20 protein-coding genes are annotated in these 24,945 nt (G+C 74.9%); 8 read left to right on the top strand and 12 right to left on the bottom strand.

The features are described from left to right. Positions 1-112: 112 nt before the first annotated feature. Entirely contained in the window at positions 113-1,171 is a 1,059-nt protein-coding gene (locus tag HH311_RS16840; RefSeq protein ID WP_169184831.1) for an isopenicillin N synthase family oxygenase, read from the top strand. A 19-nt stretch (positions 1,172-1,190) separates the two neighbouring features. Here the strand turns inward: HH311_RS16840 and HH311_RS16835 are convergent, their stop codons facing one another. Genes HH311_RS16835 through HH311_RS16805 form a run of 7 tightly spaced genes read right to left on the bottom strand, consistent with a single transcriptional unit; the run spans position 1,191 to position 9,940 of the window. Then, positions 1,191-2,552, bottom strand: a complete 1,362-nt coding sequence (locus HH311_RS16835) for an aminotransferase class V-fold PLP-dependent enzyme (protein WP_169184830.1) — start codon at positions 2,550-2,552, stop codon at positions 1,191-1,193. After that, positions 2,549-3,850: an MFS transporter gene (locus HH311_RS16830; protein ID WP_169184829.1), complete on the bottom strand. Its 1,302-nt coding sequence runs from the start codon at positions 3,848-3,850 to the stop codon at positions 2,549-2,551. The genes HH311_RS16835 and HH311_RS16830 overlap by 4 nt, the downstream gene beginning before the upstream one ends. Next, positions 3,850-4,218 carry a hypothetical protein gene (locus HH311_RS16825; RefSeq protein ID WP_169184828.1) on the bottom strand — a complete coding sequence of 123 codons (369 nt, stop codon included), beginning with the start codon at positions 4,216-4,218 and terminating at the stop codon, positions 3,850-3,852. The genes HH311_RS16830 and HH311_RS16825 overlap by 1 nt, the downstream gene beginning before the upstream one ends. A 12-nt stretch (positions 4,219-4,230) precedes the next feature. Then, positions 4,231-5,508 carry a YeeE/YedE family protein gene (locus HH311_RS16820; protein ID WP_169184827.1) on the bottom strand — a complete coding sequence of 426 codons (1,278 nt, stop codon included), beginning with the start codon at positions 5,506-5,508 and terminating at the stop codon, positions 4,231-4,233. Positions 5,509-5,539: 31 nt separating this feature from the next. Then, entirely contained in the window at positions 5,540-7,558 is a 2,019-nt protein-coding gene (locus HH311_RS16815; RefSeq protein ID WP_169184826.1) for a hypothetical protein, read from the bottom strand. Beyond that, positions 7,545-9,350: a hypothetical protein gene (locus HH311_RS16810; protein WP_169184917.1), complete on the bottom strand. Its 1,806-nt coding sequence runs from the start codon at positions 9,348-9,350 to the stop codon at positions 7,545-7,547. The genes HH311_RS16815 and HH311_RS16810 overlap by 14 nt, the downstream gene beginning before the upstream one ends. Before the next feature lie 50 nt (positions 9,351-9,400). Further along, complete coding sequence (locus HH311_RS16805; protein ID WP_169184825.1) at positions 9,401-9,940, bottom strand: hypothetical protein; 540 nt, start codon at positions 9,938-9,940, stop codon at positions 9,401-9,403. A gap of 651 nt (positions 9,941-10,591) precedes the next feature. Here HH311_RS16805 and HH311_RS16800 point away from each other — a divergent pair. Together HH311_RS16800 and HH311_RS16795 are read left to right on the top strand one after the other, a co-directional pair. Beyond that, a complete protein-coding gene (locus tag HH311_RS16800) occupies positions 10,592-11,380 on the top strand; it encodes an enoyl-CoA hydratase-related protein (protein ID WP_169184824.1) in 789 nt (262 codons plus the stop codon). Between the two features lie 110 nt (positions 11,381-11,490). Continuing rightward, positions 11,491-12,225 (top strand): LuxR C-terminal-related transcriptional regulator, encoded by a 735-nt coding sequence (locus tag HH311_RS16795; protein ID WP_396027449.1) that lies wholly within the window; start codon positions 11,491-11,493, stop codon positions 12,223-12,225. 106 nt (positions 12,226-12,331) lie between these two features. On the opposite strand, the gene HH311_RS16790 is transcribed toward HH311_RS16795, so the two are convergent. Continuing rightward, positions 12,332-12,532: a hypothetical protein gene (locus tag HH311_RS16790; RefSeq protein WP_169184822.1), complete on the bottom strand. Its 201-nt coding sequence runs from the start codon at positions 12,530-12,532 to the stop codon at positions 12,332-12,334. A 199-nt stretch (positions 12,533-12,731) separates the two neighbouring features. On the opposite strand from HH311_RS16790, the gene HH311_RS16785 reads away from it, so the two are divergent. The 4 genes from HH311_RS16785 (at position 12,732) to HH311_RS16770 (ending at position 16,729) form a co-directional block, all read left to right on the top strand. Beyond that, positions 12,732-13,859 carry an LLM class flavin-dependent oxidoreductase gene (locus HH311_RS16785; RefSeq protein ID WP_169184821.1) on the top strand — a complete coding sequence of 376 codons (1,128 nt, stop codon included), beginning with the start codon at positions 12,732-12,734 and terminating at the stop codon, positions 13,857-13,859. Between the two features lie 61 nt (positions 13,860-13,920). Next, entirely contained in the window at positions 13,921-14,886 is a 966-nt protein-coding gene (locus HH311_RS16780) for a zinc-binding dehydrogenase (protein WP_169184820.1), read from the top strand. A gap of 49 nt (positions 14,887-14,935) precedes the next feature. Beyond that, positions 14,936-15,694 carry an SDR family NAD(P)-dependent oxidoreductase gene (locus HH311_RS16775; RefSeq protein ID WP_169184819.1) on the top strand — a complete coding sequence of 253 codons (759 nt, stop codon included), beginning with the start codon at positions 14,936-14,938 and terminating at the stop codon, positions 15,692-15,694. Between the two features lie 213 nt (positions 15,695-15,907). Then, positions 15,908-16,729, top strand: coding sequence for a SigB/SigF/SigG family RNA polymerase sigma factor (locus HH311_RS16770; protein WP_169184818.1), 822 nt, complete (start codon positions 15,908-15,910; stop codon positions 16,727-16,729). Here the strand turns inward: HH311_RS16770 and HH311_RS16765 are convergent. The 3 genes from HH311_RS16765 to lepA form a co-directional block, all read right to left on the bottom strand. Continuing rightward, complete coding sequence (locus HH311_RS16765; protein WP_169184817.1) at positions 16,696-18,681, bottom strand: FAD/NAD(P)-binding domain-containing protein; 1,986 nt, start codon at positions 18,679-18,681, stop codon at positions 16,696-16,698. The genes HH311_RS16770 and HH311_RS16765 overlap by 34 nt on opposite strands. A gap of 246 nt (positions 18,682-18,927) precedes the next feature. Further along, positions 18,928-20,829 (bottom strand): DEAD/DEAH box helicase, encoded by a 1,902-nt coding sequence (locus tag HH311_RS16760; protein WP_169184816.1) that lies wholly within the window; start codon positions 20,827-20,829, stop codon positions 18,928-18,930. Positions 20,830-20,967: 138 nt separating this feature from the next. Next, a complete protein-coding gene (gene lepA / locus HH311_RS16755) occupies positions 20,968-22,833 on the bottom strand; it encodes a translation elongation factor 4 (RefSeq protein WP_169184916.1) in 1,866 nt (621 codons plus the stop codon). A gap of 247 nt (positions 22,834-23,080) precedes the next feature. Here lepA and rpsT point away from each other — a divergent pair, with 247 nt between their 5' ends. Continuing rightward, positions 23,081-23,374, top strand: a complete 294-nt coding sequence (gene rpsT, locus HH311_RS16750) for a 30S ribosomal protein S20 (protein WP_169184815.1) — start codon at positions 23,081-23,083, stop codon at positions 23,372-23,374. 481 nt (positions 23,375-23,855) lie between these two features. Here rpsT and holA read toward each other — a convergent pair whose 3' ends face one another. Then, positions 23,856-24,821: a DNA polymerase III subunit delta gene (holA, locus tag HH311_RS16745; protein ID WP_169184915.1), complete on the bottom strand. Its 966-nt coding sequence runs from the start codon at positions 24,819-24,821 to the stop codon at positions 23,856-23,858. Positions 24,822-24,945 lie beyond the last annotated feature (124 nt).

The following is a 24,945-nucleotide window of genomic DNA, read 5'->3' as shown; positions in this document are numbered from 1 at the left end:
TCGCTGCCGGGCGGTCCCCGGACGACCACCCGGTCCCGGTGACCACACGAGCCCGTGACCGGGATCACCGGCGGCGGGATCCGAGCTACGGCCGAGCGCAGACTCGGAGCCGATGAGCGAGACCCTCTCCCCCGCCGCGCCCGGCTCCTCGACCGGCCTCCCGGTGCTCGACCTGCGCCGGCTGCACGGTCCCGACCGGCCGGCCCTGCTCGACGAGCTGCGCCGCGCGGCGCGCGACGTCGGGTTCTTCGTCGTCACCGGCCACGGCGTCGACCCGGCGCTCGAGGCCTCCCTCGACGACGGGGTCCGCCGCTTCTTCGCGCTCCCGGTCGCCGAGCGGCGCGCCATCGAGAACACCGGCTCGCCGCACTTCCGCGGGTACAGCCGCGTCGGGACCGAGCAGACCGCCGGGGCGGCCGACCAGCGCGAGCAGATCGACGTCGGGCCGGAGCGCGAGCCGCTGCCCCGCCACCCCGGCGACCCGGCCTGGACCGGTCTCGTCGGGCCCAACCGGTGGCCGACCACCCTCCCCGGGCTCCGGACCGCGGTCCTCGCGTGGCAGGCCGAGGCGCTGCGGGTGAGCCGCGAGATCCTGCGCGCGCTCGCGGAGTCGCTCGGCCAGGCCCCGGACCACTTCGACCGGTGGTTCGACGACGAGTCCCACCTGCACCTCAAAGTCATCCACTACCCGGGCGGGACCGCCAGCCGCCAGGGCGTCGGCGCGCACAAGGACTACGGGTTCCTCGCGCTGCTCCACCAGGACACCGTCGGGGGCCTGCAGGTCCAGCTCCCCGACACCGCCGACGGTTCCCCCGGCGCGTGGATCGACGCCACCCCGGTGCCGGGCGGCTACGTCGTCAACATCGGCGAGATGCTCGAGATCGCGACCCGCGGCTACCTCACCGCGACCCGCCACCGCGTCACCAGCCCGCCGGCCGGCGTCGACCGCTTCTCGGTGGCGTTCTTCCTGGGCCCGCGCCTGGACGCCGTCGTCGAACCGCTGACGCTGCCCGCGGACCTCGTCGCCGAGCTCGGCGAGGCGTACGACCCCGACGCCTACGACCCGACCCACGACCCCGCCAACCCCCTGCACGCCGCCTACGGCGAGAACGCCGTCCGCGGGTGGGTGCGCTCGCACCCGGACGTGGCGCGGCGGTGGGGGTGGTCGTAGGACGCCCGCCAGGAGGCCGTCAGGCCGACGGCACCCAGCACTCCTGTGCCGGGGACGGCCGGTAGCGCAACCGCGGGCCCTCGCTCGCCAGCGCGGCGAGCCCCGCCACGAGCCGCTCGACGTCGTCGACCGTGTTCTGCAGGCCCAGGCTCGCCCGCACCACGCCGTAGCTCGCGAGCCGGTCGCCGCCGGCGATCGCGGCCTCCACCCGCGCCTGCTCGGCGTCGTCGGCGCCCACCCAGCGGCGCACGAGCCGGTGGTTGCAGATCGTCCCCGCGCGGACCTCGACCCCGTGCTCGGCCTCGAGTGCCGACGCGACCAGCGCGTGGTGCAGCCCGGCCACCCGGAACGGCACGGCGCCGATCCGGTCCTCGGTCCGGTAGCGGTCCGGGTCCACGGCCGGCGTCACGCCCTCGACCGCCGACAGCCGGTCCACCAGCACCGCGGTCAGCGCCCGCTCGTGCGCCTCGACCAGGCCCCACCCGGCGTCGAGCAGCGCGTCGGCCGCCGCCCCGAGCGCGACGATGCCGGTGGCGTTCCACGTCCCCGTCTGGTGCCGTTCGGCCGGCGGCGCCCACAGCACCGCGCCGTCGGCCGCGAGCATGTCGATCGACCCGCCGCCGGGGTCCACCGGCGTCCGGTCCAGCACCGCCCGGGGCAACGACAGCACCCCCAGCCCGAACGGCGCGTAGACCTTGTGCGCCGAGAACGCGAGCGCGTCCACCCCGCTCGCGGCCATGTCGATCTGTCGGTGCGGCGCGAGCTGCGCGGCGTCGGCGAACAGCAGCGCGCCGGCGTCGTGGGCGAGGTCCGCCAGCGTCGCGAGGTCGGGCCGGTGGCCGGTGAGGTTGGACGCCCCGGTCACCGCCACCAGGCGCACCCGGCCCCGATGGGCGTCGAGCACCTCGGCGAGGTGGGCGACGTCGAGCGCGCCCGCGTCGTCGGCGCGCACCTCCGCCACCCGCGCCGCGCTCTGGTGGCGCCACGGCAGGTTGTTGCTGGTGTGCTCGATCTCCGAGGTGACGACGACGTCGTCGGGTCCGAGTGCGAGCAGCCGGGCCAGGTGGTTGATCGCCGCGCTGGTGTTGGTCGTGAAGAGCAGCGCGTTGTCGGCGGGCTGGCCGAGGAAGCGCTCGATCGCCGCGACGGCGCCCTCGACCGCCTCCACGGTGGCCCGCGCCCGCGGCCCGGAGCCGCGGTGCAGCGCGCCGTACTCCCCCAGCATCCCGACGACGGCGTCGACCACGACCGCCAGCGGCGGCGTCGTCGCCGCGTTGTTCAGCGCCGCGACCGGCACGAGGCGCCCGTCGGGCAGGGCGACCGGGCCCCCGGCGTCGAACACGCGGGGCAGGGCGGCGGGCGGGGCGGTGGCGAGGCTCATGCGGTGTCCTCCGGGGAACGGACGGGGAGCGGGGCCGTCGGCGCGCACGGCCCCGTCGGCTCGGGAGGGGTCCCGACGACGGGTGCCGGCACCAGCGGCGCGGTCGGCGGCTCGGTGTCGGCCGCCCGACCGGGGTCGGTGAGCGTGACGCGCAGGCCCGCGACGACCTGGCCGAGCGCGACGAGGAGCAGCAGGGAGAGCGGCAGGATCCACGCGCCGCTGGCGTCGTGCAGCGGGCCGAGGAGCAGCGGCCCGGCGACGGCGAGCGCGTAGCCGGTCCCCTGCACCTGCGCGGAGAGCCGGGTGGGATCGCCCGCGGACCGTCGGGCGACCAGGGCCATCGCGAGCGGGAAGCCCCAGTGCGCGGTGGTGAGCAGCACCGCCCAGAGCCACGCACCCCGGGCGGGGGCGAGCGCCAGGCCGGCGAGGCCGAGGACCTGCGCGGCCCCGACCCCGGCGACGAGGGCCGTGCCGTGGCCGCGGCGCACCAGGGCGGGCAGCAGCAGGGCCGCGGGCAGCGCGGGGACGACGGTGACCGCGAGCAGCACCGACGCCGTGCCCGACGCCAGCCCGGCGTCGCGGTAGACCTGGGGGAGCCAGCCCATCACCGCGAACGCGCCGAGGCTCTGAGCCCCGAAGAAGGCCGCGAGCGCGACCGGGCGCCGACCCTCGACGGCGGCCGGTCGCCGGGTCGCCACCGGGCCCGCCTCGACCGGCGTGCCCGCCCACGACGCCGCGGCCGCCACCGCGAGCAGGGCCCAGACGCCGAGCCCGCCGCGCCAGCCCAGGCCGGTCGCCGACCCGACCGGCACCGCCAGCGCGGCCGGCGCCGCGATCCCGACGAGCACGCCGGTGGAGAACACGCCGGTCGCCCAGGGCGAGCGCGGCGCCACCAGCGGCGGGAGCACGACGTTGATCCAGGAGACCGCGACCAGGGCCACGGCACTCGTCGCGAGCAGCGTCGTCACCGACCCGGACGCGGCCCGCGCGAGCAGCGCGACCGCGATCACGGCCAGGCCGCCGAGCACGACCGCCCGGGCACCGAGACGACGGGTCACCGCGGGCGCCGCGATGCCGCCGGCGGCGAACACCGCCAGCGGCATCGCGGTGAGCACCCCGGCACCGAGGCCGCCGAGCCCGAGCCCGCCCGAGGCGACGGGGGCCCGCAACGCGCCGAGCACGGCACCGACGGCGGTGACCGGGGAGCGCAGGCACGCCGCGGTGAGTCCCACGGCGAGCAGGAGGGCCCCCGCCCCCGCGAGCGGTCCACGCCCGGGGTGGGGGCGGGAGCCCGCCATCAGCTCTCGGCCGAGCCGGGGCCGGCCTGCGCGCCCTGCGGCGCCGCCTGGCCGCCGCTCTCGCCCGCGGCGTCGGCGAGCAGGCCGAGGGGCGTCACCGCGACGCGCAGGAGGTCGGGCACGCCGAGGGTCGGGTCGGGCAGCGGGGCGGCCACCCCGGGCAGGACGTAGGTCGCGGTGCCGCCGGGCTCGGGCGCGAGGTGGCCGGTGCCGGAGCCGGTGGCCGCGCCGGTGGCCGCGCCGGTGCCGGCGGTCCCGGTGTCGGCGGTCCCGGTGTCGGACGGAGCGGCCGAGGCGAGCCCGGCGCCGGACACGGCGAGCACGCCGGCGCCGAGGGTGCCGGCGACGAGACGGGTGAGGGTGTTCATGACGGATCCCTTTCAGCAGCGGGAGTCGGAGGGCTTCGGGTTGGCGAGCCCGAAGACGGGGCGCAGCGCGAGACCGGCGACGGTCCCGACGATGGCCGTGAGGCCCCACAGCCAGCCGTGGAGGCTGAAGGAGGCGATGCCGGAGAAGTAGGCGCCGATGTTGCAGCCGCCGGCGAGACGGGCGCCGTAGCCCATGAGGACGCCGCCGAGCAGGGCGGCGACGACCGTGCGCCACGGCACCGCCCGGTGGAGCACGAACGCCCCACCGAGCGCCGAGGCCACCAGGGCGCCGGCCATGATCCCGAAGTCGAGGACCGAGACGCGGTCGGCGAGGACCGACCCGGCCAGCGACCTCGCGTTCGCGGGCACCTGGAAGTAGGCCCATCCGGCGGGGTGGGCACCGAACAGCGCGGCGATCTTCGAGCCCCAGAGCCCGAACGCCGACGTGACGCCCCAGGGCTGCCCGGAGACGACGAGCACGGCCGCGTTGAGCACGCCGAGCAGCACCGCCCCGACCCAGAGCGGCCACGAGCCGCGCAGCACGCGCCGCAGCCCGCGCTCGGTCGGCGGGGCGTCGATCGGCGGCGGGTTGCGGCGCCGGCCCACCACGACGGTCACCGCGACGATCCCGCCCATGACCACCAGCGAGACCGCGAGCGCGCCCGGGTAGCCCAGGATCGCGGCCAGGTTCACGACCGGCCCCTGGGGGACGGTCCTCGTCCAGAACGTGAAGGTGCCGATGGACGCCATCGACCCGAGGACGAACCCGACCAGCGTGTAGAGGATCGAGGTCTGCCCGGACCCGACCGAGAACAGCGTGCCCGAGGCACACGACCCGCCGAGCTGCATCCCGACGCCGAACAGGAAGGAGCCGACGAACAGCGGGATCCCGACGGGGCCGAGCTGCGGGCTCGCGGACCCGGTCACGCTCAGCCCGAACGGCAGGATGATCGAGAACAGCACGGCCGCGACGGCGAGCATCAGCATGTGGGCCCGCAGCGCGGCCCCCTGCCCCACGGCGACGAGCTGGCGCCACGCCCCGGTGAACCCGAACCGGGAGTGGAAGAGCGTGACGCCGAGCGCGAGGCCGAGGCCGAGCACGCCGGCCATGCGGGGCCCGGCGGTCGCCCACACCGCGGCCGCCAGGGCGACCCAGATGACCAGCCCGATCGCGACCACGACCCGGTTGGCCGGCGGCGCCGCCGGGGCCGGGGTGAACACGGGCTCGAACTGGTGGCCGGGGCCGCCGAGGAGGCGTCGCGGCCAGGTGAGGTCGGGGACGGTGGTCATGGAGTCTCCATGGGGAAGGGGGGTTCGGGGATCACGACAGCGGCCCGGAGAGCGGGACGATCCCGCCGCCGGGGAACCAGGCCCCGGGCTGGCCGCCGTGGCCCATCCCGGGCATGCCGGGCATGACGTCGATCGCCGCGGCCGCGTAGAGCCGGGGCGGGGCGTCGGGCAGCCCGCGGGCGTGCGCCCAGGCGAGGTAGCCCGACGACGTCGGGGCGGCGTCCGCCGAGATCGTCGTGAGCAGGGCGGCGTACCCGCGGGGCGTGGCGTCCTGTGGGGTGAACGGCAGCGGGAACATCGTCGACGACCCGGCCGCGAGCACGTCCGGGGCGACCAGCCACGGCGCGAGGAAGACCCCGCCCGTGAACGTCCGGGTCCGCGTCGCCGCGGCCGTGACGTCGGTCAGCTCGGCGTGCGCCCGGTCCCACCCGGACAGGACCAGCAGCCCGTCCTCGGGGCGCGGGGCGTCGGAGATCGCCAGCCCGAGGCGCGCCGCGGTGGCCCGCACGGCCGCGACGGCGGCCCGCGAGCGGGCCGAGTCGTCGCCGACCAGGAAGAGCGAGGTCAGCCCCCGGGCGTGCAGGTCGGTCACCGCCGCGGTCAGGATGCCGGCCTGCGCCGGGGTGAGCAGCGTCGACGGGCACGCCGTCCCGGAGCCGCCGCCGAGCAGGTCGCCGAGCAGCGCGTCCGCGCACTCCGGCCCGTCCGGGCCGGCGAGCACGGCCGGGTCGGCCGCGGACGGTCCCGTCGTCACCGGCACCGTCGCCGAGCCGTGCGGCCCGGTGAGGGTGAGCGCGTCGGTGCCCGCCGGCACGTCGACGACCGCCCACCGTCCGGGCGCGCCCGGACGCGTGGCGAACGGGACCGGTGCCCCGCCCGCGGAGACGGTGTAGGCGCCGGCGTCGGGAGCGCCGGCCGTCCCGCCCATGTCCATGCCGTCCATCCCGCCCATGTCCATGCCGTCCATGCCGTCCCTGCCGCCCCCGGGCGCGGGGTCCGCGCCGTCGGAGAGTCGGACGAGGGTCGGGCCACCGGCCGTCGGCGCGACGAGCACCGCCGCCCGCTGGGTGCCGAGGGACATCGGGCGCAGCAGCGCCCGCCCCGCCTGCGGCGGTTGGGGCGCGCTGGGCAGCGCGCCCAGCACCGCGAGCGCGCCCAGCGCGAGGGCCAGCCCTCCCGACGCCCACCGGGCCAGCTCCCGACGCTGCCGGGCTCCCGACGACGTGCGGGCACGCAGGCCCGGCGCCAGCAGCCCGGCGGCCGCGAGCGGCAGCGCGACGAGGGCGACGGTGACCGGACCGCGCACGCTGCCGGTCAGGTCGGCGAGCCCCGGACCGTCGACGACCAGGGCGACGGCCCCCGGCACGGCGCCCGCGAGCGCGACCGCCACGCCGAGCCGCGCCACCCGCACCGACCCGGCGTCGGGACCGTCCCCGAGCCGTGACGCGGCGACCGCGGCGAGACCGGACGCCGTGGTGAGCACCACCGCGGCGAGCAGCTCGACCACCGCGGCCGCGCCCCAGCCCACCAGGGCCACCTCGAGCGCGACGGTCCCCGCGAGGAGCGCACCGGCGACCGCGGCGGACCGGCGCGGCAGCGTCGCCACCGCGGCGACGAGCAGCACGTGGCCCGCGACCGCGGGCCACCCGGCGTCGCCGAGGATCCCGGCGACGACGACGGCGACACCCGCGGCGACCGCGGCCCCCCGGAGAACCGCGGTCGCCGCGGGCCCGCCCACCCCGCGCGCCAGGCCGAGCCCGGCGACGAGGGAGCTCGCGACGACGAGCACGACACGGACCACGACGGAGGTCGGGGAGGCCTCCGGGGCGACGAACGACAGCACGACCGGGCCCACGTCGGGGGTGGCCGTGACGCCGGTGGTGATCAGCACGACGAGGCCGACCACGGTCGCGAGCGCCAGGGCGCCCGCGATCAGCAGGGTCCCGCGGCCGCCGGCCGGGGGCCCGGCCCTCCCGGGCCCGTCGGGTGACGGGTCCGGGAGGGCCGGCGCCTCCGGCGTGGGCGCCGCGGCGGTGCTACTTGACGTCACCATCGGCGGTCACGAACAGCTGCGAGTGCGGCTTCGCGTTGCCGAACGGCCCGTGGGGCCAGTCGGCACGGTTGAAGTCGACGCACGGCTCGCCGGTGAGCTCGTCCTTGAAGTCGGTGTCCAGGGAGAGCTGGCCGTTCTTGGCGATGTCCTCCATGCACACCTTGTGGTCACCGTCGAGACCGGTGCGGGAGACGAAGTAGTTCGCCGTCGAGAGCCGCTGGGGCTGCTCGGTCTCGTGGTAGAAGCCGTCCTGGCCGAGGGCGAGGTTGTCCAGGGCGCCCCAGTGCGGGCCCCCGGCCTTCTCGTCCCCGTTGATCGGCAGCACGCTCTTCGCGGACGGGCAGCCCGGACCCGGGTCCGTCTCCTGCGCGGGGGTGTCGATCGAGCAGGTCGTGCCCGTGCCCGCGCCGACGAGCTTCGAGATGTCGAGCGCGATCACGCCGCCCGCGGTGCCCTTGTCGTTCTTGCCGAGCGCGCCGGGCTGGCGCCCCATCACCGCGTGGTAGAGCGTCGTGTCGTCCGGGCTGGTCTGCAGCCAGCCGCCGTTGAGTCCCGCCCCGGACGTGGCGGCCGGGTCGAGCTTCTTCACGAGGGCGGTCAGGTCGTAGACCTCACGCCAGACCGGGTCCTTCGCGGTGATGTCCGGCGTGTAGTAGATCGCGCCGCCCTGCATGGACATCGTGAAGGCGCCCTTGTGCGCGGGCTGGTTGGTGACCGTGGTCTCCATCATCGCCCGGTTCTCGTTGTGCAGCGGGTCCTCCGCGCCCGACCGCGGTCCGACCGGCATGTACTTCACCGACCTGACCACCGGGTGGTCCGGGTCGGAGATGTCCCAGGTCCGCAGGGTGGTGCGGCGCAGCTGCGGCGACGGGGCCTTGACCGGGTCGAGGATGATGTTGCGCGGCTCGGCGTAGTCGCTGGTCACCATCGTCTTGAGGTCCTCGCGGACCTGGATGCCGTGCGGGTTGGCGCACGTCGGCGACGACAGCGCCGGCATGTCGAGGCACTGCTGCGGGTCCTCGGGCGTGGTGGTCGCGGCCGGGGACTGGTCGATCAGGTCGCCGTTCGGGGCGAACTTCACGACCTCGCCCGGGGAGCCGGCGAACCCGTTGCCGGAGCGCACCTCGCCGTGGGTGTAGCGGCACGGGCCCGGGGCGACGGGGCCGCCCATGTACGTGCCGTAGGCCGTGCCGTCCTTGTTGACCCAGAAGGCGTCGGGCACCGAGCCGCACGCGGTCTGCGTCGGGAGGCTGATGCCCTTGAGGCCCACCGCGGGCAGCTTGCTCACGTCGAACATGTAGGTGGCGGCCGAGAACAGGCCGCCCGCGAAGATCGTGTTGCCCTTGTGCCACGCGTACTGCATGTGGTGCGGCTCGTTCTCCACCAGCGGCCCGACGGTCGCGGTGTTGACGACCTTCCCGTAGGCCGGCGAGCCCTTCGTGGCGTCGATGACGGCCAGGAAGTCCGGGCCGGGCGCGGCGTTGCGGACCGCGTCCAGCGGCTTGGCGAGCGAGCCCGGCAGCTTCTTGACCTGCGGGACGGCGGTGTCGGCGACGTTCTCGTCGCCGGCCCAGACCACCAGATACTCCGGCCGCTTCCCGATGCCCGCGGCGGCGTCCTCCGACGCCTGCTGCGCCCCGGGGACGACGTGGTTCTCGACCCAGTAGTCCTTGCCGTCGGACCCCTTGATCGTCTGCCGCTGGGGGACGATGTCGGCCTGCGCGGAGAACGCCGTCGGGATGACGACGCCCCCGGCGATCACCGCGAGCGCGGCGACGACGGTGGCGATCTTCGCGCGCAGCGAGAGCCGGTCCAGCAGCCGGCGGTGCCGGCCGCCGCTCACGCGTAGTCCTTCGGACCCGAGCCGGGCACGATCGCCTGGGCGCCGGCGACGGAGTTCAGGAGGCCCTCGACGGGCACCCCGCCGACCACGGTCTCGGGCTTCGCGCCGTACTGGGCGCCCTGGGGCGCCGGGGTCGGGTCGTCGGCCGACGGTGCTCCGTCGGTGCCCAGCAGGCTGGACGCCGACAGCGCGCCGCCGACGCCCTCGGCGACCGGGTCGGAACCGCCGAGCAGGGCCGCGGTGGGCAGGCCCGGGACCTTCGGCAGCGTCGGGAGGGTGGGCAGCCCGAGGCCGGGCTGGGCGGCACCGTCGGACGGGGCGGCGCCGGAGGACTGGCCCGCGCCGTAGGACTGGGCGGCGCCGTTCTGTGGGGCCGCGTCCTGCGGGGCTGCGTCGGACCGGGTGGCGCCGGTGGACGGGGTGTCGGCGAACGCGGCCCCGGCGAGGCCGGGGAGGACGGCGAGCGCGGCGAGCGAGCCGGCGAGCCCACCGAGGACGGCGCGCGTACGGCGCGCCGCTGGTGTGGAGGAGGACACTGCGGGAACCTCTCTGGTCGGGGAACGGGTCGAGCACGGGTGCTCCTCGACGCCACGCCTGCCAGGGAGGACGTCGGAGAGCACCCCGGCCCACCTCGACGGCGGTGCCCCGCGACCGCGTCGTCACACGTGGACGCGGGGCACCGCCACCCCGCCCGGGGCGGGGTTGACGAGGAGGGAGAGGTCCGGGCGGTGGGGCCGCCCGGGGAGACGGAGCGCCGGTCGTGCGACCGGGCCGTCAGCGGGCCACGAGGACCCGGCGGGAGTCGGCCGGAGGGAGTGGGGAGCTCAGCCGGCCGACCCGGCACACAGCGCGCTCGCCTGCAGACGCAGGTCGACGTGGCGTCGCATCGCGAATCGCCGGGCGGTGTGCATGGCCGAACTCGACCATGACGAAACATCGGGCGTCAAAACCCGGAGTACCCGCGTCGTCACGGAGCGCGGTCCGGTTCCCGTGACCTGCCCCACGTCACAGGCGCTTTACCTGCGAGGTCCCCTGCTGGGCCGAACGGACGCATGTCGTCCAGATCACAGAGCCGTATCCACCCGTTGGGGTGGGGACGCAGCGGCCGCCCCACCCGCCGAGTGGTCCGTGAGGGCTCCACCGGGAGCCGTGGGAGCCCACTCGACGGGACCCTAGGGTCGTCGACCATGAGCGAACTGGTGCACCTCGACGTCGGGTCCGGCCGCGCGACCATCACCCTCGACTCGCCGTCGAACCGCAACGCGCTCTCGGCCCAGCTGCGTCGCGAGCTGCGGGACCACCTCGACGCCGCGCTCGCCGACGACGCGGTCCGCGTCGTCGTCCTCACGCACACCGGGACCGTCTTCTGCTCCGGCATGGACCTGCGGGAGTCCCGGGGCGCGGGGGCCGGGGACCAGGGCGTCCAGGAGTTCCCCGGCCTCCTGCAGACGCTCTGGCACTCCCCCAAGCCGGTCATCGCCCGGCTCTCCGGCCCGGCGCGCGCCGGCGGGGTCGGCCTCGTCGCCGCCTGCGACATCGCCATCGCGTCCCGTGCCGGCGGCGACGAGAAGGGCGCCACGTTCGCGTTCAGCGAGGTCCGGATCGGGGTGGTGCCGGCCGTCATCTCGGTGACCGTCGTGCCGCGCCTGCTCCCCCGGGCCGCCGAGGAGCTGATGCTCACCGGGGAGACCTTCGACGCCGACCGGGCCGCCGAGATCGGCCTGCTCAACCGCGCCGTCGAACCGGCCGCCCTCGACACCGAGGTGGACCGCTACGCCGACATGCTCGCCCGGGGCGGCCCGCGGGCGCTGGCGGCGACCAAGGCGATGCTGCGGCGCACCCCGGCCCCCGACATGGCCGCCGACCTCGACGCCATGCTCCGCCTCTCCGCGGAGTTCTTCGCCTCCGAGGAGGGCCAGGAGGGGATGACCGCCTTCGCCGAGATGCGACCGCCGCGGTGGGTGCCGGAGAACTGATCACGGAAAAAGTCGGGTCGGGCCCTCAAGCCTGATCGGGGGTCCGCCGATGGAGTGGTGTGTTCCCGCTCATGGACCGTCAGTCGTTCGTCCGGCCGGACGCCCCGACGCTGTCGGGGCGCGGCGTCACCCGAGGGAGCGTCCCCGCCGTCCCGGCCGCGCGCTCCCCGCACCCGGAGCGCCCCGCCGGCGCGCTGTTCACCCCCGCGCACGGGCTGGACACCTCCGGCGAGCCGATCTCGGTACTGCTGGTCGACGCCGACGCGGCGCGCCGCGAGGTCGTCGCGCACTCCCTCGTCGGTGCGGGGGCCGGCCACGTGATGGAGGCCGCGTCCTCGGAGGAGGCCCGGGCCCGCGCGCTGTCCGGCCCGCCGTGCGAGCTCGCGGTCGTCGACCTCGACCTCCCCGACGGCGGCGCCCTCGCCCTGATCGGCGAGCTGCGCGGGCAGGGCTGGCGCACCGTCGTGTCCGGCGGCCCCGACGACCCCGGGGCCGCCCGTGCCGCCTTCGAGGCCGGCGCGCTGGCCTACCTGCTGACGTCGTCCTCGACGGGCATCGGCGGAGCCGCCCGCCGCTTCCTCGAGCCGGGCCCGGCCGCGGGCGGGCGCCCGTCCGGCGGCGCCCGCGTCCCCGGCGTCGACGACACCCCCTGCGAGCTCTCCACCCGCGAGGTCCAGGTGCTGCAGTCGGTGGCCGACGGGCAGTCCAACCACGAGATCGGCGAGGAGCTCGGGCTCTCCGCGCTCACCGTGAAGAGCCACCTCTCGCGCATCGGCCGCAAGCTCGGCACCGGCGACCGCGCCCGGATGGTCGTGCTCGCGATGCGCGCCGGCGTGGTCCGCTGAGCCCAGGGGCCCCGGCGCTCAGCGCAGGTTGAGCACGATCACCAGCACGATGAGCACGACGAGGGTGCCGGTCACCCAGAGCCGGGCGTAGCGGCGGTCCACCGCCTCAGTCCCCGGTGGCGCGGCGCCGCTCGAGGGCCGCGAGACGCCACGCGACGGTCCGCTCCACCACCGAGTCGACGGCCGCGGCGATCCCCCAGCACAACGGGCCGAGGACGCCGACGACGAGGATCACCTGGAGCGTGAAGTCGAGCTGGGTCAGCCACAGCTCGACCCCGTCCCACCAGGTCGCGACCGCGTGCAGCACGCGGGAGAGGGTACGCGCGGGCCCGTGACGTGCCGGTGGGAGGTTGACCGACCCCGCCGCGGGGAGCAGCGTGGGTGGACGTGGGCATCCTGGTGCGTCGGCGACACGTCGACCTCGGGCGGGTGTGGTCCGCGGGCTGTCGTCGCCCCGAGCGCGACTGACACCCCACCACCGACCGCACACCCACCCGGAGACCGCCGTGCCCGTCGAGTTCCTCGGCATCGCCGCCACCAACGACGGGTCGGAGACCCAGCCCCGTTCCGGTGGCCCCTTCGACCCCGACTACACCCTGCGCCTCGCCGCCACCCACGCCGAGAACGGCTGGGACCGCGTCCTGACCGCCTACTCCTCGGGCAGCCCGGACCCGGCGCAGGCCGCCGCCTGGATCGCCGACCACGTCGACGGGCTGCAGCTGCTGGTCGCCCACCGCCCGAACCTGTCGATCCCGACGTTCGCCGCCAAGACCTTCGCCACGCTGGACCACATGTCCGGGGGCCGGGTCACCGTGCACGTCATCACCGGCGGCAACGACCACGAGCAGCGCCGCGAGGGCGACACGCTCACCAAGGACGCCCGCTACGGCCGCACCCGCGAGTACATGCAGATCCTCAAGCAGGCCTGGACCCGCGACGAGCCGTGGGACTTCGCCGGCGAGCACTACGCCTTCGAGGACTTCCGCGCGGACATCAAGCCCCTGCAGCAGCCGCGCATCCGGCTGTCGTTCGGCGGCTCCTCCGACGCCGCCTACGCCACCGGCGGCGCCGAGGCCGACATCTACGCGCTGTGGGGCGAGCCGCTGACGGACACCGCGGGCCAGATCGCGACGGTGCACGCGGCGGCTCGGGCGGCCGGGCGCACCACGCTGCCGCGCATCCAGGTCGCGTTCCGCCCGATCCTCGGCGCGACCGAGGAGGCCGCGTGGGAGAAGGCGTACGCGACCGTCGCGCGCATCGAGGAGCGCACCGAGGGCGGCACGAAGCCGCTGACCAACCGCCACCGGCTCACCGACCCCGAGAACGCCGGGTCGCAGCGCCTGCTCGCCGTCGCCGAGCGCGGCGAGCGTTTCGACCGCGCACTCTGGACGGTGACCGCGAAGGCGACCGGGGGCGGGGGCAACTCGACGGCCCTCGTCGGGACCCCCGAGACGGTGGCGGCGGCGCTGCTGGACTACTGGGACCTCGGCGTCGACATCCTGTCGGCCCGCGGCTACGACCTGCTTTGCGACGCCGCCGAGTTCGGCCGCGAGGTGATCCCGATCGTGCGCGAGGAGGTCGCGAAGCGGGAGGCCGAGGGCCGGCCGCGCGGGCTGGCGGCCGTCGCGGCCTGAGCCCGCCCGACCGGTACCGGCTCGGTCGCCCGGTCACCGCGTCGGCGTTAGGTTCGGGCGCATGTTCGCCGTCTATGCGTCCGAGCCCAACGCCGACGACCCCCTCGCCTCGCTGGTGGTGGGTGAGCGCCCCGACCCGGAGGTCCCCGACGGGTGGGTGCGGGTCAAGGTCGAGGCCGCGAGCCTCAACATGCACGACCTGTGGACCCTGCGCGGCGTCGGGATCTCCGAGGACCAGTTCCCCATGATCCTCGGCTGTGACGGCGCCGGGACCCTCGACGACGGCACCCCGGTGGTCCTGCACTCGCTCATGGGTGACCCCGACTGGAAGGAGGACGAGACCCTCGACCCGAAGCGCAAGATGCTCACCGAGTGGGCCCAGGGCAGCTTCGCCGACTACGTCGTCGTCCCGAAGCGCAACGCCCTGCCCCGTCCGGAGGGCATGAGCGCCGTCGCGGGCGCCGTCATGGGCACCGCGTGGTTGACCGCCTACCGGATGCTCTTCACCAAGTCCGGGCTGCGCGGCGGGCAGACGATGCTGGTGCAGGGCGCGTCGGGCGGGGTGTCGACCGCGCTGATCGCGCTCGGGCGCGCCGCGGGCATGCAGGTCTGGGTCACGGGGCGCACCGACGAGAAGCGCGAGCTGGCCCTGCGCCTGGGCGCCCACCAGGTCTTCGAGTCCAACGCGAAGCTGCCGGGGAAGGTCCAGGCGGTGTTCGAGACCGTCGGCGAGGCCACCTGGAAGCACTCGGTCCGCGCCCTGGTGCCCGGCGGCACGATCGTGTGCTCCGGCGCCACCTCGGGCAACCAGCCCCCCGCCGAGCTCGCCCAGATGTTCTTCCTCCAGAAGAACCTCGTCGGCTCGACGATGGGCACGCTCTCCGAGCTGCGCGACCTGCTCGACTTCGTCGCCACCACCGGCATCAGCCCCGAGATCGGCCAGGAGCTGCCGATGACCGAGGCGACCAAGGGCTTCCAGTCGATGCTCGACGGCGAGACCGCCGGGAAGATCGTCTTTACTCGCTGACGCTCGCGTGTGCGTGCGTTCCCGTGCTCTGGCACGGGAACACACGCACATGCCGAAGGCCAACCGCGTCCTGCTCACCGGCGGCACCAGCGGGCTCGGGCTCGCCATGGCCCGCGCCCTGGTCGACGACGGGGCCCACGTCGTGCTCACCGGGCGCGACGCGGACCGGGCGGCCGCCGTCGCCGCCGGGCTCGACGGCCCGGGGACCGCGCACGGCCTGGGCGTCGACGTCCGCGACGCCGAGGCGGTGGCGGCGGGCAGCGAGCGCGCGGTCGCGCTGCTCGGCGGGCTCGACGTCGTCGTCCTCAACGCCGGCATCGGGATGCGCACGGTGAACCCGCGCTTCCTCACCGCGCCGCAGCCGTTCTGGGAGGTCGACCCGGACGCGTTCCGGGCCGTGGTGGACACCAACCTCACCGGCTACTTCCTCACCGCCCGCGCCGTGCTCCCCGCGCTGCGCGACGGCGGCGGGCGCCTCGTGGTGGTCTCGATGAACCACACGACGATGGTGCGGCGCGGCTTCGTCCCGTACGGCCCGTCCCGCGCCGGGGCGGAGGCGCTGGCCCGCATCATGGCCGCCGACCTCGCCGACAGCGGCGTCACCGTCAACCTGCTGTTGCCGGGCGGGGCGACGCGGACGGGCATGGTGCCCGACGACGCCCCCGTCGAGGGCCTCCTCGACCCGGAGGTCATGGTGCGCCCGCTGCGCTGGCTGTGCTCCCCGGCGGCGGCCGGTGTGCACGACGAGCGCCTCGTGGCCACGGAGTTCGACGACTGGCTCGCATCACGCGGAATCCCGGACGTTTGATCTTGTCCGGGGCTGGGCATGCCGATGGTCCGAGGGTTGAGCGCACAGTCCCGGTCCGGCACCAGAGACGTCCGCATCCCCTCTTCGATCTCTTCTTCCGCGGATCCCTCTCCGTCGTGCCCTGACATTCGCACGCCACCGCGATGTGGTTCATCCGGCAAGCCACCGCGGGCCACCCCTGTGCCGTGGTCTCGGCACGCCTCGGAGGTCTGCATGAGCGAGCGCACGAGCGCGTACGACCAGTACGCGCCCCTCCTCGAAGAACTGGCCGCCTGCACCGACACCGACCCGCGACGGGACCAGCTCGTCTCGGAGCTGGTGGACGCCTACCGGCCGGTGGCCCACAACATCGCCCGACGGTTCTCTCGGCGCGGCGAGGCCGTCGACGACCTGGAGCAGGTCGCCGCCATCGGTCTGCTGCACGCGCTGCGGCGGTACGACCCGACGCAGGGACGCGACTTCCTGTCCTACGCGGTGCCCACGATGATGGGCGAGGTCCGCCGGCACTTCCGCGACGCCGCGTGGACCGTCCGTACCCCGCGCGGGGTCAAGGACCGCTACCTGCAGGTCGGCACCGCGTCGACCACGCTGAGCCAGCAGCTGGGCCGCGCGCCCACGGCCACCGAGATCTCGGAGTACCTCGGGATCGACCGCGAGGAGGTCATCGAGGCCATCGCGGCGCACCACTCCTACCGGCCGGACTCGCTGGACTCGACGCTCACCGAGTCGACCGAGACGACGATGGCCGACGTCATCGGGACGACCGACCCGGACCTCGACCACGTCGAGAGCCGGGCGCTCGTCCGCGACCTCGTCGGCAGCCTGCCCGAGCGGGAGCGCCGCATCCTCGTGCTGCGCTTCGTCCACGAGCAGACGCAGTCCGAGATCGCCGGGCAGCTCGGCATCTCGCAGATGCACGTCTCCCGGCTGCTCAGCCAGACCCTCGAGCGGCTCCGGGAGCGGGCCCGCGTGCGGGACGCGACGAGCTCGTCGCACGCGCCTCAGCGGTCGCTGGCGGTGGCCAGCAGCGCCTGAGCGACCGCGTCGTTGGCGCGGAAACTCATGCTGTTGGTGCGGGGCCGGGTGAACGCACCCGGCAACCGCACCGTCGTGTGCGGGCCGGCCGCGAACAGCCGCGGGTGCGGCTGTTCGTCCGGCCCGGTCAGCACGCGGAAGTCCGAGGCCCGGACCGGCACCAGCCCGGTGGAGTGCACGACGACGGGGGCGTCACGCCCCTCCACCCGCTCGGCGACCGCGTCGAGCGAACAGGGCGTGGCGCGCTCCTCGAAGCGCAGCGTCTCCTCGTCGAGCACGCCGTGGTGCACCAGCGAGGCGAGCATCGGGTCCAGCGTGCGGCGCACGCTCGCCGACGCGAGGCGGGCGTCGACGAACGTGGTGGCCCGCACCTCTCCCTGCAGCGACGCGCCGGTGGCGACGAACTCCCGCGCCCCCTCGTCGATCTCGACCTGCAGCCCGGCCCCGAGGAACGTGACGAAGCCGGCGCGGGAGAGCGCCAGCAGCTGGCGCAGCCGCGGCCCGGGCGGGCCACTGGCCATCGACGAGAACAGGTTCTGCCACCAGGTCAGGTCGTAGGCCCGGGAGCGCTGGGTCAGACCGCCGCGGCTCGAGAGCTCCCCCGAGGTCATGTACGCCGACAGCAGCGCGGTGAACGCCCCGAGCTCGGCCGTGTGCGCCGGGTCGACGTGGCGCGCGAGGTCGTCGGCGACGTACTCCCGCAGGTGCTTCTGCAGCGTGTCGAGGTCGGCGCACACGCCGTCGAGCGGGCGGTCGAGGCGCTCGAAGTCCAGCCGGTCGGACTCCGCGGGGACCGCCTCGGCGACCAGCGCCTCGCGCTCGGCGGAGTACCAGTCCAGCGCGGCGTAGCGCTCGGCGAAGTCGTCCCACGTGGTGGTGACGCGGTCGGGGTGGCCGTGGTGGAGCTCGTGGTACCAGCCCCAGCCGACCTCCTTGGCGATCAGTGGCCACACGTCCTCGCGCAGGCTCACCTCACCGTGGCCGAGCAGCTCCTCGACCTGGTCCGGGCCGAAGAAGCGCGGCAGCGGGGGGCGCGGGCCGCGCAGCGTGTACTCGGTCTTCGCGTGGTAGGGCACGCCGCGGCCGGAGCCGACCTGCAGGTGGACCTCGCGGCCGGACGGGACGTAGTCGAGCCGGCCGCGCCCGGACCCGTCATCGTCACCGTCGGGGTCCTCGACGAAGCGGCCGCCACGACCCTCGTAGAGCAGCACCATCAGGTCGACGAACGCGAGCCCCATGCCGCGCGCGATGACGGTGCGGCCGGCGGGGATGGCGTCGAGGTCGGAGTCGGTGGTCTGCTCGGGCGGGAAGTACTGCAGGCCCAGCCGGCCGGCGGTCTCGACGATCGCGGCCTCGTCGTCGGAGGGCGTCGCGTCGAGGTGGCCGGAGGCGAGCACGACGGCGTCCGCGTCGACCACGATCGAGGTCCCGTCCGCGTCGTCGATCCGGACCCGGCGTACGTCGCCGTCGACGACGTCCGTCGCGCGCCCCCGGTGCACGTGCACCCGCAGACCCTCGGGGAGCGTGTCCAGGACGCGGCGCAGCACGAAGTCGAGGTAGTGGCTCTGCAGTTGGCGAGTGGGGAAGGTGTCGGGACGCAGCGCACGGACCTCGTCGCCGACGCGGCCCTCGGGCACCGACTCGCCGGGGAGCTCGCCGTCGCGGACCTGCTCGGCCCACTCGATGAGGCTCGGACCGGGGACGACCGGTCCGGTGCAGCGGACGGTGTCGTCGGTGTACATCGTGACGTCGGCGGCCATGGAGTTCATCCACAGCAGCTCGGACTGGGCGGTGCGCCAGATGCGGCCCGCGCCAGGCGGGTAGGGGTCGACCAAGTGCACGTCGAGGGGGTGCTCGGCGTCGACGCCGTGCTCCGGGGCGGAGGCGGCGAGGCGCTCCAGGATCCCGGTCCCGCGCGGCCCCCCACCGACGATCACGATCGAGCGCGCCATCCGCCCTCCCCTTCGCTCGTCCCTCGACGGTAGGCGCGCGACGACGCACCCGGCCACCGGGTGTGACGCGTCGGGGTGCGCCGGCATTCCCCGCGGCCCTGATCCGAGCGATGGGCGCCCTCGCTCGAGTAGATGGGCCAGGGGTGCCCACCGCCGGAACGCCGAACCCGCCCCCGCAACGAACGAAGGGCCCCCTCGCTCGGGTAGATCGAGCGAGGGGGCCCTTCGGTCAACACAGGGTGGGGCTCAGCGCGGGGCGCGCTCCCGCCGCTCCGGACGGCCACCGCGGTCGCGGCCGCGCTTGTCGGGACGCGGGCCCGACGACGGCGCCTCCGACGCCCGGCGCAGCCCCATCGGCCGCCCCGCGACGCGGGCCCGCTGCAGTCGCTTGACCACCGGGCCGGGCACGTCGGCGGGGAGCTCGACCAGCGTGTGGTCGGGCCGGATGTCGATGTGGCCGATGTGCGCGGAGTCGAGACCGGCCTCGTTGGCGATGGCGCCGACGATCGCGCCCGGCTTCACCCGCTGGTTGTGGCCGACCTCGATGCGGTAGGTGTCGGTGCCGGAGCCGACCGTCCACGACGGTGCCGCGGGCCGCTTGCCCTGGCCGCGGCCGGGCTTGTCGTCGCGGGGACGCTTCTCCCCGCGCGGCGGCGGGGCGGGCAGGTCCTCGACGAGCAGCGGCTTGCCGCCCTGGACCATCTTGGCGAGCGCCGCGGCGAGCGCGAGCGGGTCGACGTCGTGCTCGGCGACGTAGTCGTCGACGACCTTGCGGAAGACCGCCAGGGGGTCGCCGCCGTCGTCGGTGCCCTCGAGCGCCGCGGTGATGCGCTCGGCGAACCGGGCGCGGCGGCGGTCGTTGACCTCGTCGGTGCCGGGCACCGACATCTCCTCGGCCTTCTGCCGGGTGGTGTTCTCGATCGCGCGGAGCAGCCGGATCTGGCCGCGGGTGACGAACGAGATCGCGTCGCCGGAGCGGCCCGCGCGCCCGGTGCGCCCGATGCGGTGCACGTAGGACTCGGGGTCGGTGGGCAGGTCGTGGTTGACGACGAGGCTGATGCGCTCGACGTCGAGCCCGCGGGCGGCTACGTCGGTGGCGACCAGCACGTCGATCTTCCCGGACCGCAGATCGGCGATCGTCTTCTCGCGCTGGGCCTGCGAGAGGTCCCCGGAGATCGCGACGGCGGCGAACCCGCGCCGGTTGAGGGCGTCGGTGACGTCGGTGGTGTTCTGCCGGGTGCGGACGAACACCAGGGCGGCGTCGAAGTCCTCGACCTGCAGGACCCGGGCGAGGGCGTCGGCCTTGAGCCGCTCGGGGAGCACGACGTAGCGCTGGCGGGTGTTCGCCACCGTCGTCGTCTTGCCCTTGATCGAGACCTCTTCGGGGGCGTTCAGGTGCTTGCGGCTGACCTCGCGGATCGCCGCGGGCATCGTCGCCGAGAACAGCGCCACCTGACGGTCGGCCGGGAGCAGGCCGAAGATGTGCTCGACCTCGTCGAGGAAGCCCATCTGCAGCATCTCGTCGGCCTCGTCGAGCACGAAGTACCCGACGTCGGTGAGGTCGAGCGTGCCCTTCTCGAGGTGGTCGGCGACGCGCCCCGGCGTCCCGACGACGATCTGCGCGCCCCGGCGCAGCGCGGAGAGCTGCGGGCCGTAGGGCGCGCCGCCGTAGAGCTGCACCACGTGGACGTGCGAGAGGCCGGCCGAGAACGACTCGATGGCCTCGGCGACCTGGATCGCGAGCTCGCGCGTCGGCGTGAGGATCAGCGCCTGCGGGGCGCGGACGGCCGGGTCGATCCGGGAGAGCAGCGGCAGCGCGAACGCGGCGGTCTTGCCGGTGCCGGTCTGGGCCAGGCCGAGGACGTCGCGGCCGGCGAGCAGCAGCGGGATCGTCTCGGTCTGGATCGGGGTCGGGGTGTGGAAGCCCTGCTCGACCAGGGTGGCGAGCACGCGCTCGTCGAGACCCAGCGGCGCGAAGCCGTTGGTGGGCTCGTCGTCGGCCTCGTCGGGCGCGGCGTCGTCGGACGCGTCATCGTGCGCGTCGGCCTCGGGCGCCTCGGCGTCGTCCGCGGAGTCGGCCTCGGGGTCGTCGGGGAGGAACGGGTCGAGCGGGAGATCGGGATCGGACAGGACAGCAGCGTCGGTCACAGAACTCTTTCGGAGAGGGGTACGGCGGACGGTTGGAGCTGTCCGCGGACCTCCTCGCACGGGGTCCTTCCCAGGCCGACAGCTCGGCACCTGCTCGTCCAGTCTACGCGAGCCGGACGCGTGCGATCTTGCGCCGGGTCACTTCTTGCCGGACTTCGCCTTGTCCACGGCGTTCTGGTCGGTGGACAGCGCGGCGACGAAGGCCTCCTGCGGGACGTCGACCCGGCCGATCGTCTTCATCCGCTTCTTGCCCTCCTTCTGCTTCTCGAGCAGCTTGCGCTTGCGGGTGATGTCGCCGCCGTAGCACTTGGAGAGGACGTCCTTGCGGATCGCGCGGATCGTCTCGCGGGCGATGATCCGCGAGCCGATCGCGGCCTGGATCGGCACCTCGAACTGCTGGCGCGGGATCAGCTCGCGCAGCTTGCCCGCCATGGTGTTGCCGTAGGCGTAGGCGGCGTCCTTGTGCACGATCGCGGAGAACGCGTCGACCGGCTCGCCCTGCAGCAGGATGTCGACCTTCACCAGGTCGGCCGCCTGCTCGCCCGCCGGCTCGTAGTTCAGCGAGGCGTACCCGCGGGTCTTGGACTTCAGCACGTCGAAGAAGTCGAAGATGATCTCGGCGAGCGGCATCGTGTAGCGCAGCTCGACGCGGCTGTCGGACAGGTAGTCCATGCCGTCGAGCGACCCGCGCCGCGACTGGCAGAGCTCCATGATCGCGCCGACGAAGTCGGCCGGGGCGAGCACCGAGACCTTGGTGATCGGCTCGTAGATCGTCGAGACCTTGCCCTCGGGCCACTCGGCGGGGTTGGTGACCTCGACCTCCCCGCCGTCGTCGAGCTCGACCCGGTAGACGGTGTTCGGCGCCGTCGAGATCAGGTCGAGGCCGTACTCGCGCTCGAGCCGGTCGCGCGTGATCTCGAGGTGGAGCAGACCGAGGAAGCCGCAGCGGAATCCGAAGCCGAGCGCGGCCGACGTCTCGGGCTCGTAGGACAGGGCGGCGTCGTTGAGGCGCAGCTTGTCCAGCGCGTCGCGCAGCAGCGGGTAGTCGCTGCCGTCGATGGGGTAGAGCCCGGAGAACACCATGGGCTGCGGGTCCTGGTAACCGCCCAGCGCCTCCTGGGCGCCCTTCCGCTCGGTGGTCACGGTGTCGCCGACGCGGGACTGGCGCACGTCCTTCACGCCGGTCATCAGGTAGCCGACCTCACCGACGCCGAGGCCCTGCGCGGGCTTCTGGTCGGGCGAGATGATCCCGACCTCGAGCAGCTCGTGGACGGCGCCCGTCGACATCATCCGGATGCGCTCGCGCGGGGTGATCTTCCCGTCGACGACGCGGATGTAGGTCACCACGCCGCGGTAGGTGTCGTAGACCGAGTCGAAGATCATCGCGCGGGCGGGGGCGTCGGGGTCGCCGACCGGGGCCGGGACGCGCTTGACGACCTCGTCGAGCACCGCCGCCACGCCGTCGCCGGTCTTGGCGGAGATGCGCAGCACGTCCTCGGGCTCGCAGCCGATGAGGTGCGCGATCTCGCCCGCGTACTTCTCGGGCTCCGCCGCCGGCAGGTCGATCTTGTTGAGGACCGGGATGATCTCGAGGTCGTGGTCGAGCGCGAGGTAGAGGTTGGCGAGGGTCTGCGCCTCGATGCCCTGCGCGGCGTCGACCAGCAGGATCGCGCCCTCGCACGCGGCCAGCGACCGGCTGACCTCGTAGGTGAAGTCGACGTGGCCCGGGGTGTCGATGAGGTGCAGGACGTGGTCGCGCTGCTCGCCGTCGGGCCCGGCCGCGTACCAGGGCAGACGGACGTTCTGCGCCTTGATCGTGATGCCGCGCTCGCGCTCGATGTCCATGCGGTCGAGGTACTGGGCGCGGTAGGCCCGCTCCCCCAGCACGCCGGTGAGCTGCAGCATCCGGTCGGCCAGCGTCGACTTGCCGTGGTCGATGTGGGCGATGATGCAGAAGTTGCGGATCCGCTCCGGCGGCGTGAACGTCTCGTCGGCGTAGCCCACGGTGCCGGGTCGGCCAGGGGCCTGGGCCGACTGCTGCGTCGTGGTGGTCTCGGTCAACGAGGTCCTCGTTCCTGCTCGTGCGCGGGCGTGTCCTGCTCCCCCATGGTCCCACGGCCCCCGAGCGGGACCGGCGATGTGGGGCATTGGTAATCTGGCGGCCACTGCGCCGTGCGGGCCTGACGCCTGTGTCTGCTCCCGGGCGCGTCCGCACGCAGAACTCGACGACTACCAGAGGTTCGAAGGCCCCGTGGCGAACATCAAGCAGCAGGTCAAGCGCAACCGCAAGAACGAGGAGGCCCGCCAGCGGAACAAGGCGGTCAAGTCGCGGATCAAGACCGCGATCCGCCGCTACCGCGAGACCCTCGAGGCCGGCGACACCGCCGCCGCCGACGAGCGCCGCCGCGAGGCCGGCCGCCTGCTCGACAAGGCCGTGAGCAAGGGCGTCATCCACAAGAACCAGGCCGCGAACAAGAAGTCGCGCATGGCCCACCGTGCGGTGCGCTTCACGGTCGACGCCAAGGGCGGCAAGACCCCGGCCTGAGGTCGGACTCCCTCTCGTTCGTCGAAGGGCACCCCTGCTCATGGGGTGCCCTTTCGTCGTGTCCGGGGCCGGTCGGGCCGGGGTCCGGGCCGGGGCCGGGGTCGGGCCGGGTCGGCTCGGTGAGGGGCACACCGCGCAGGTCCTGGGCCCGCATTCGATGCCTGACGTGCCCGTGATCACGCCGCGCCCGGCCGGACTCCCGGCGACGAGCACCGTACGAAGCCTGCGCACGCGCTCGCGGCGCCCCACGTCGGCCGGCCCGGCGGCCACGGGCACACCAGGCAGCCCGCGCACCTGTCCGGCGTGCCTCACGTACCCGTGATCAAGCTTGGGGGACCCTGCCTGCCGGCCACGGGCACACCACGCAGCCCGCGCACCTGCCGACGTGCCTCACGTACCCGTGATCAAGCCCCGTGTCCGCCGGGCTCACCCCACGCAGCCCGCAACGCCCCACGTGCCCCCCGACCCGCGACCGGTCCCGTCACCGACGGCGGGCGTGACCCGCGAGCGCGGCCAGCTCCACCGTGGCCCGCTCCAGCGCGTAGGACGGGTCGGCCGCGGCGCCCTTCACGTCGGCGTTCACGTCGGCCACCAGCGACATGGCGCGGGTGAGCCCCGGCCCGTCCCAGCCCCGCGCCTGGCCCTGCGCCTTCTTGACCTTCCACGGCGGCATCTTCAGCTCGGAGGCCATCCGGTACGGGTCGCCCCGGCCCGCGGCGGAGACCCGGGCGATGGTGCGCACCGCGTCGGCGAGCGCGTCGGCCACCAGCACGTGCGCCACCCCGGTGTCGAGTGCCCAGCGCAGCGCCTCCAGTGCGCCCGCCCGGTCGCCGGTCACCGCGCGCTCGGCCACGGCGAACCCGGTCACCTCGGCGCGCCCGCGGTGGAAGCGCCGGACGGCCTCGGCGTCGACCTGCCCCGCCGAGTCGCTCACCAGCTGCGACGAGGCCGACGCGAGCTCGCGCAGGTCGGAACCGACCGCGTCGAGCAGCAGCCCCAGCGCCTCGCCGGTGATGCTGCCGCCCGCGAGACGGACCTCGGTGCGCACGAACTCGACCCGCTGGTCGTACTTCTGGAGCTTGGCGGCCTCGGTGACCGCGGCGCCCGCCTTCTTCAGCCCGTCGACGAGCGCCTTGCCCTTCGCGCCGCCGGCGTGGACGACGACGAGCGAGACCCCCTCGGTGGGCGCCTTCGCGTAGTCGACGAGCACCGTGGTCACCTCGGCGTTCGCGTCCTGCGCCGCCTCGAGCACCACCACGCGCGCCTCGGCGAACAGCGACGGGCTCACCAGCTCGGCCAGCAGCCCCGCGGTGATCTCCGAGGTCCGCAGCGTGCGGACCTCGAGATCGGGGTCCCGACGGCGGGCGGCGGCGACCGAGGCGGTGACCGCGCGCTCCACCAGCAGCCCCTCGTCACCGACGACGAGGCGCACCGGCGCGTCCTCCACCTCGGCGGGGGCGCCGGAGGAGCGGTTCGAGGCGGGACGGGCTCGCGGTGGCACGCGGCCATCCTCCCAGCAACCCCCGACAGCGTGGCGTGGACAACGTCCTCGCGCGGTGGCCGGGTGACCA

Origin of the sequence: Actinomycetospora sp. TBRC 11914 (genome assembly GCF_012933465.1) — a bacterium.
In the GTDB taxonomy this organism is placed as follows: Bacteria; Actinomycetota; Actinomycetes; order Mycobacteriales; family Pseudonocardiaceae; genus Actinomycetospora.
Note: the sequence above shows the minus strand (reverse complement) of the source record. Positions and strands in the feature narration are given on the sequence as shown.

Bases quoted from the DNA above. Each gene is read 5' to 3' on its own strand.
- HH311_RS16835 (WP_169184830.1), bottom strand. From the start codon at position 2,552: ATGAGCCTCGCCACCGCCCCGCCCGCCGCCCTGCCCCGCGTGTTCGAC.
- HH311_RS16770 (WP_169184818.1), top strand. From the start codon at position 15,908: ATGAGCGAGCGCACGAGCGCGTACGACCAGTACGCGCCCCTCCTCGAA.
- HH311_RS16800 (WP_169184824.1), top strand. From the start codon at position 10,592: ATGAGCGAACTGGTGCACCTCGACGTCGGGTCCGGCCGCGCGACCATC.
- HH311_RS16820 (WP_169184827.1), bottom strand. From the start codon at position 5,508: ATGACCACCGTCCCCGACCTCACCTGGCCGCGACGCCTCCTCGGCGGC.
- HH311_RS16780 (WP_169184820.1), top strand. From the start codon at position 13,921: ATGTTCGCCGTCTATGCGTCCGAGCCCAACGCCGACGACCCCCTCGCC.
- HH311_RS16765 (WP_169184817.1), bottom strand. From the start codon at position 18,681: ATGGCGCGCTCGATCGTGATCGTCGGTGGGGGGCCGCGCGGGACCGGG.
- HH311_RS16775 (WP_169184819.1), top strand. From the start codon at position 14,936: ATGCCGAAGGCCAACCGCGTCCTGCTCACCGGCGGCACCAGCGGGCTC.
- HH311_RS16825 (WP_169184828.1), bottom strand. From the start codon at position 4,218: ATGAACACCCTCACCCGTCTCGTCGCCGGCACCCTCGGCGCCGGCGTG.
- HH311_RS16840 (WP_169184831.1), top strand. From the start codon at position 113: ATGAGCGAGACCCTCTCCCCCGCCGCGCCCGGCTCCTCGACCGGCCTC.
- HH311_RS16830 (WP_169184829.1), bottom strand. From the start codon at position 3,850: ATGGCGGGCTCCCGCCCCCACCCCGGGCGTGGACCGCTCGCGGGGGCG.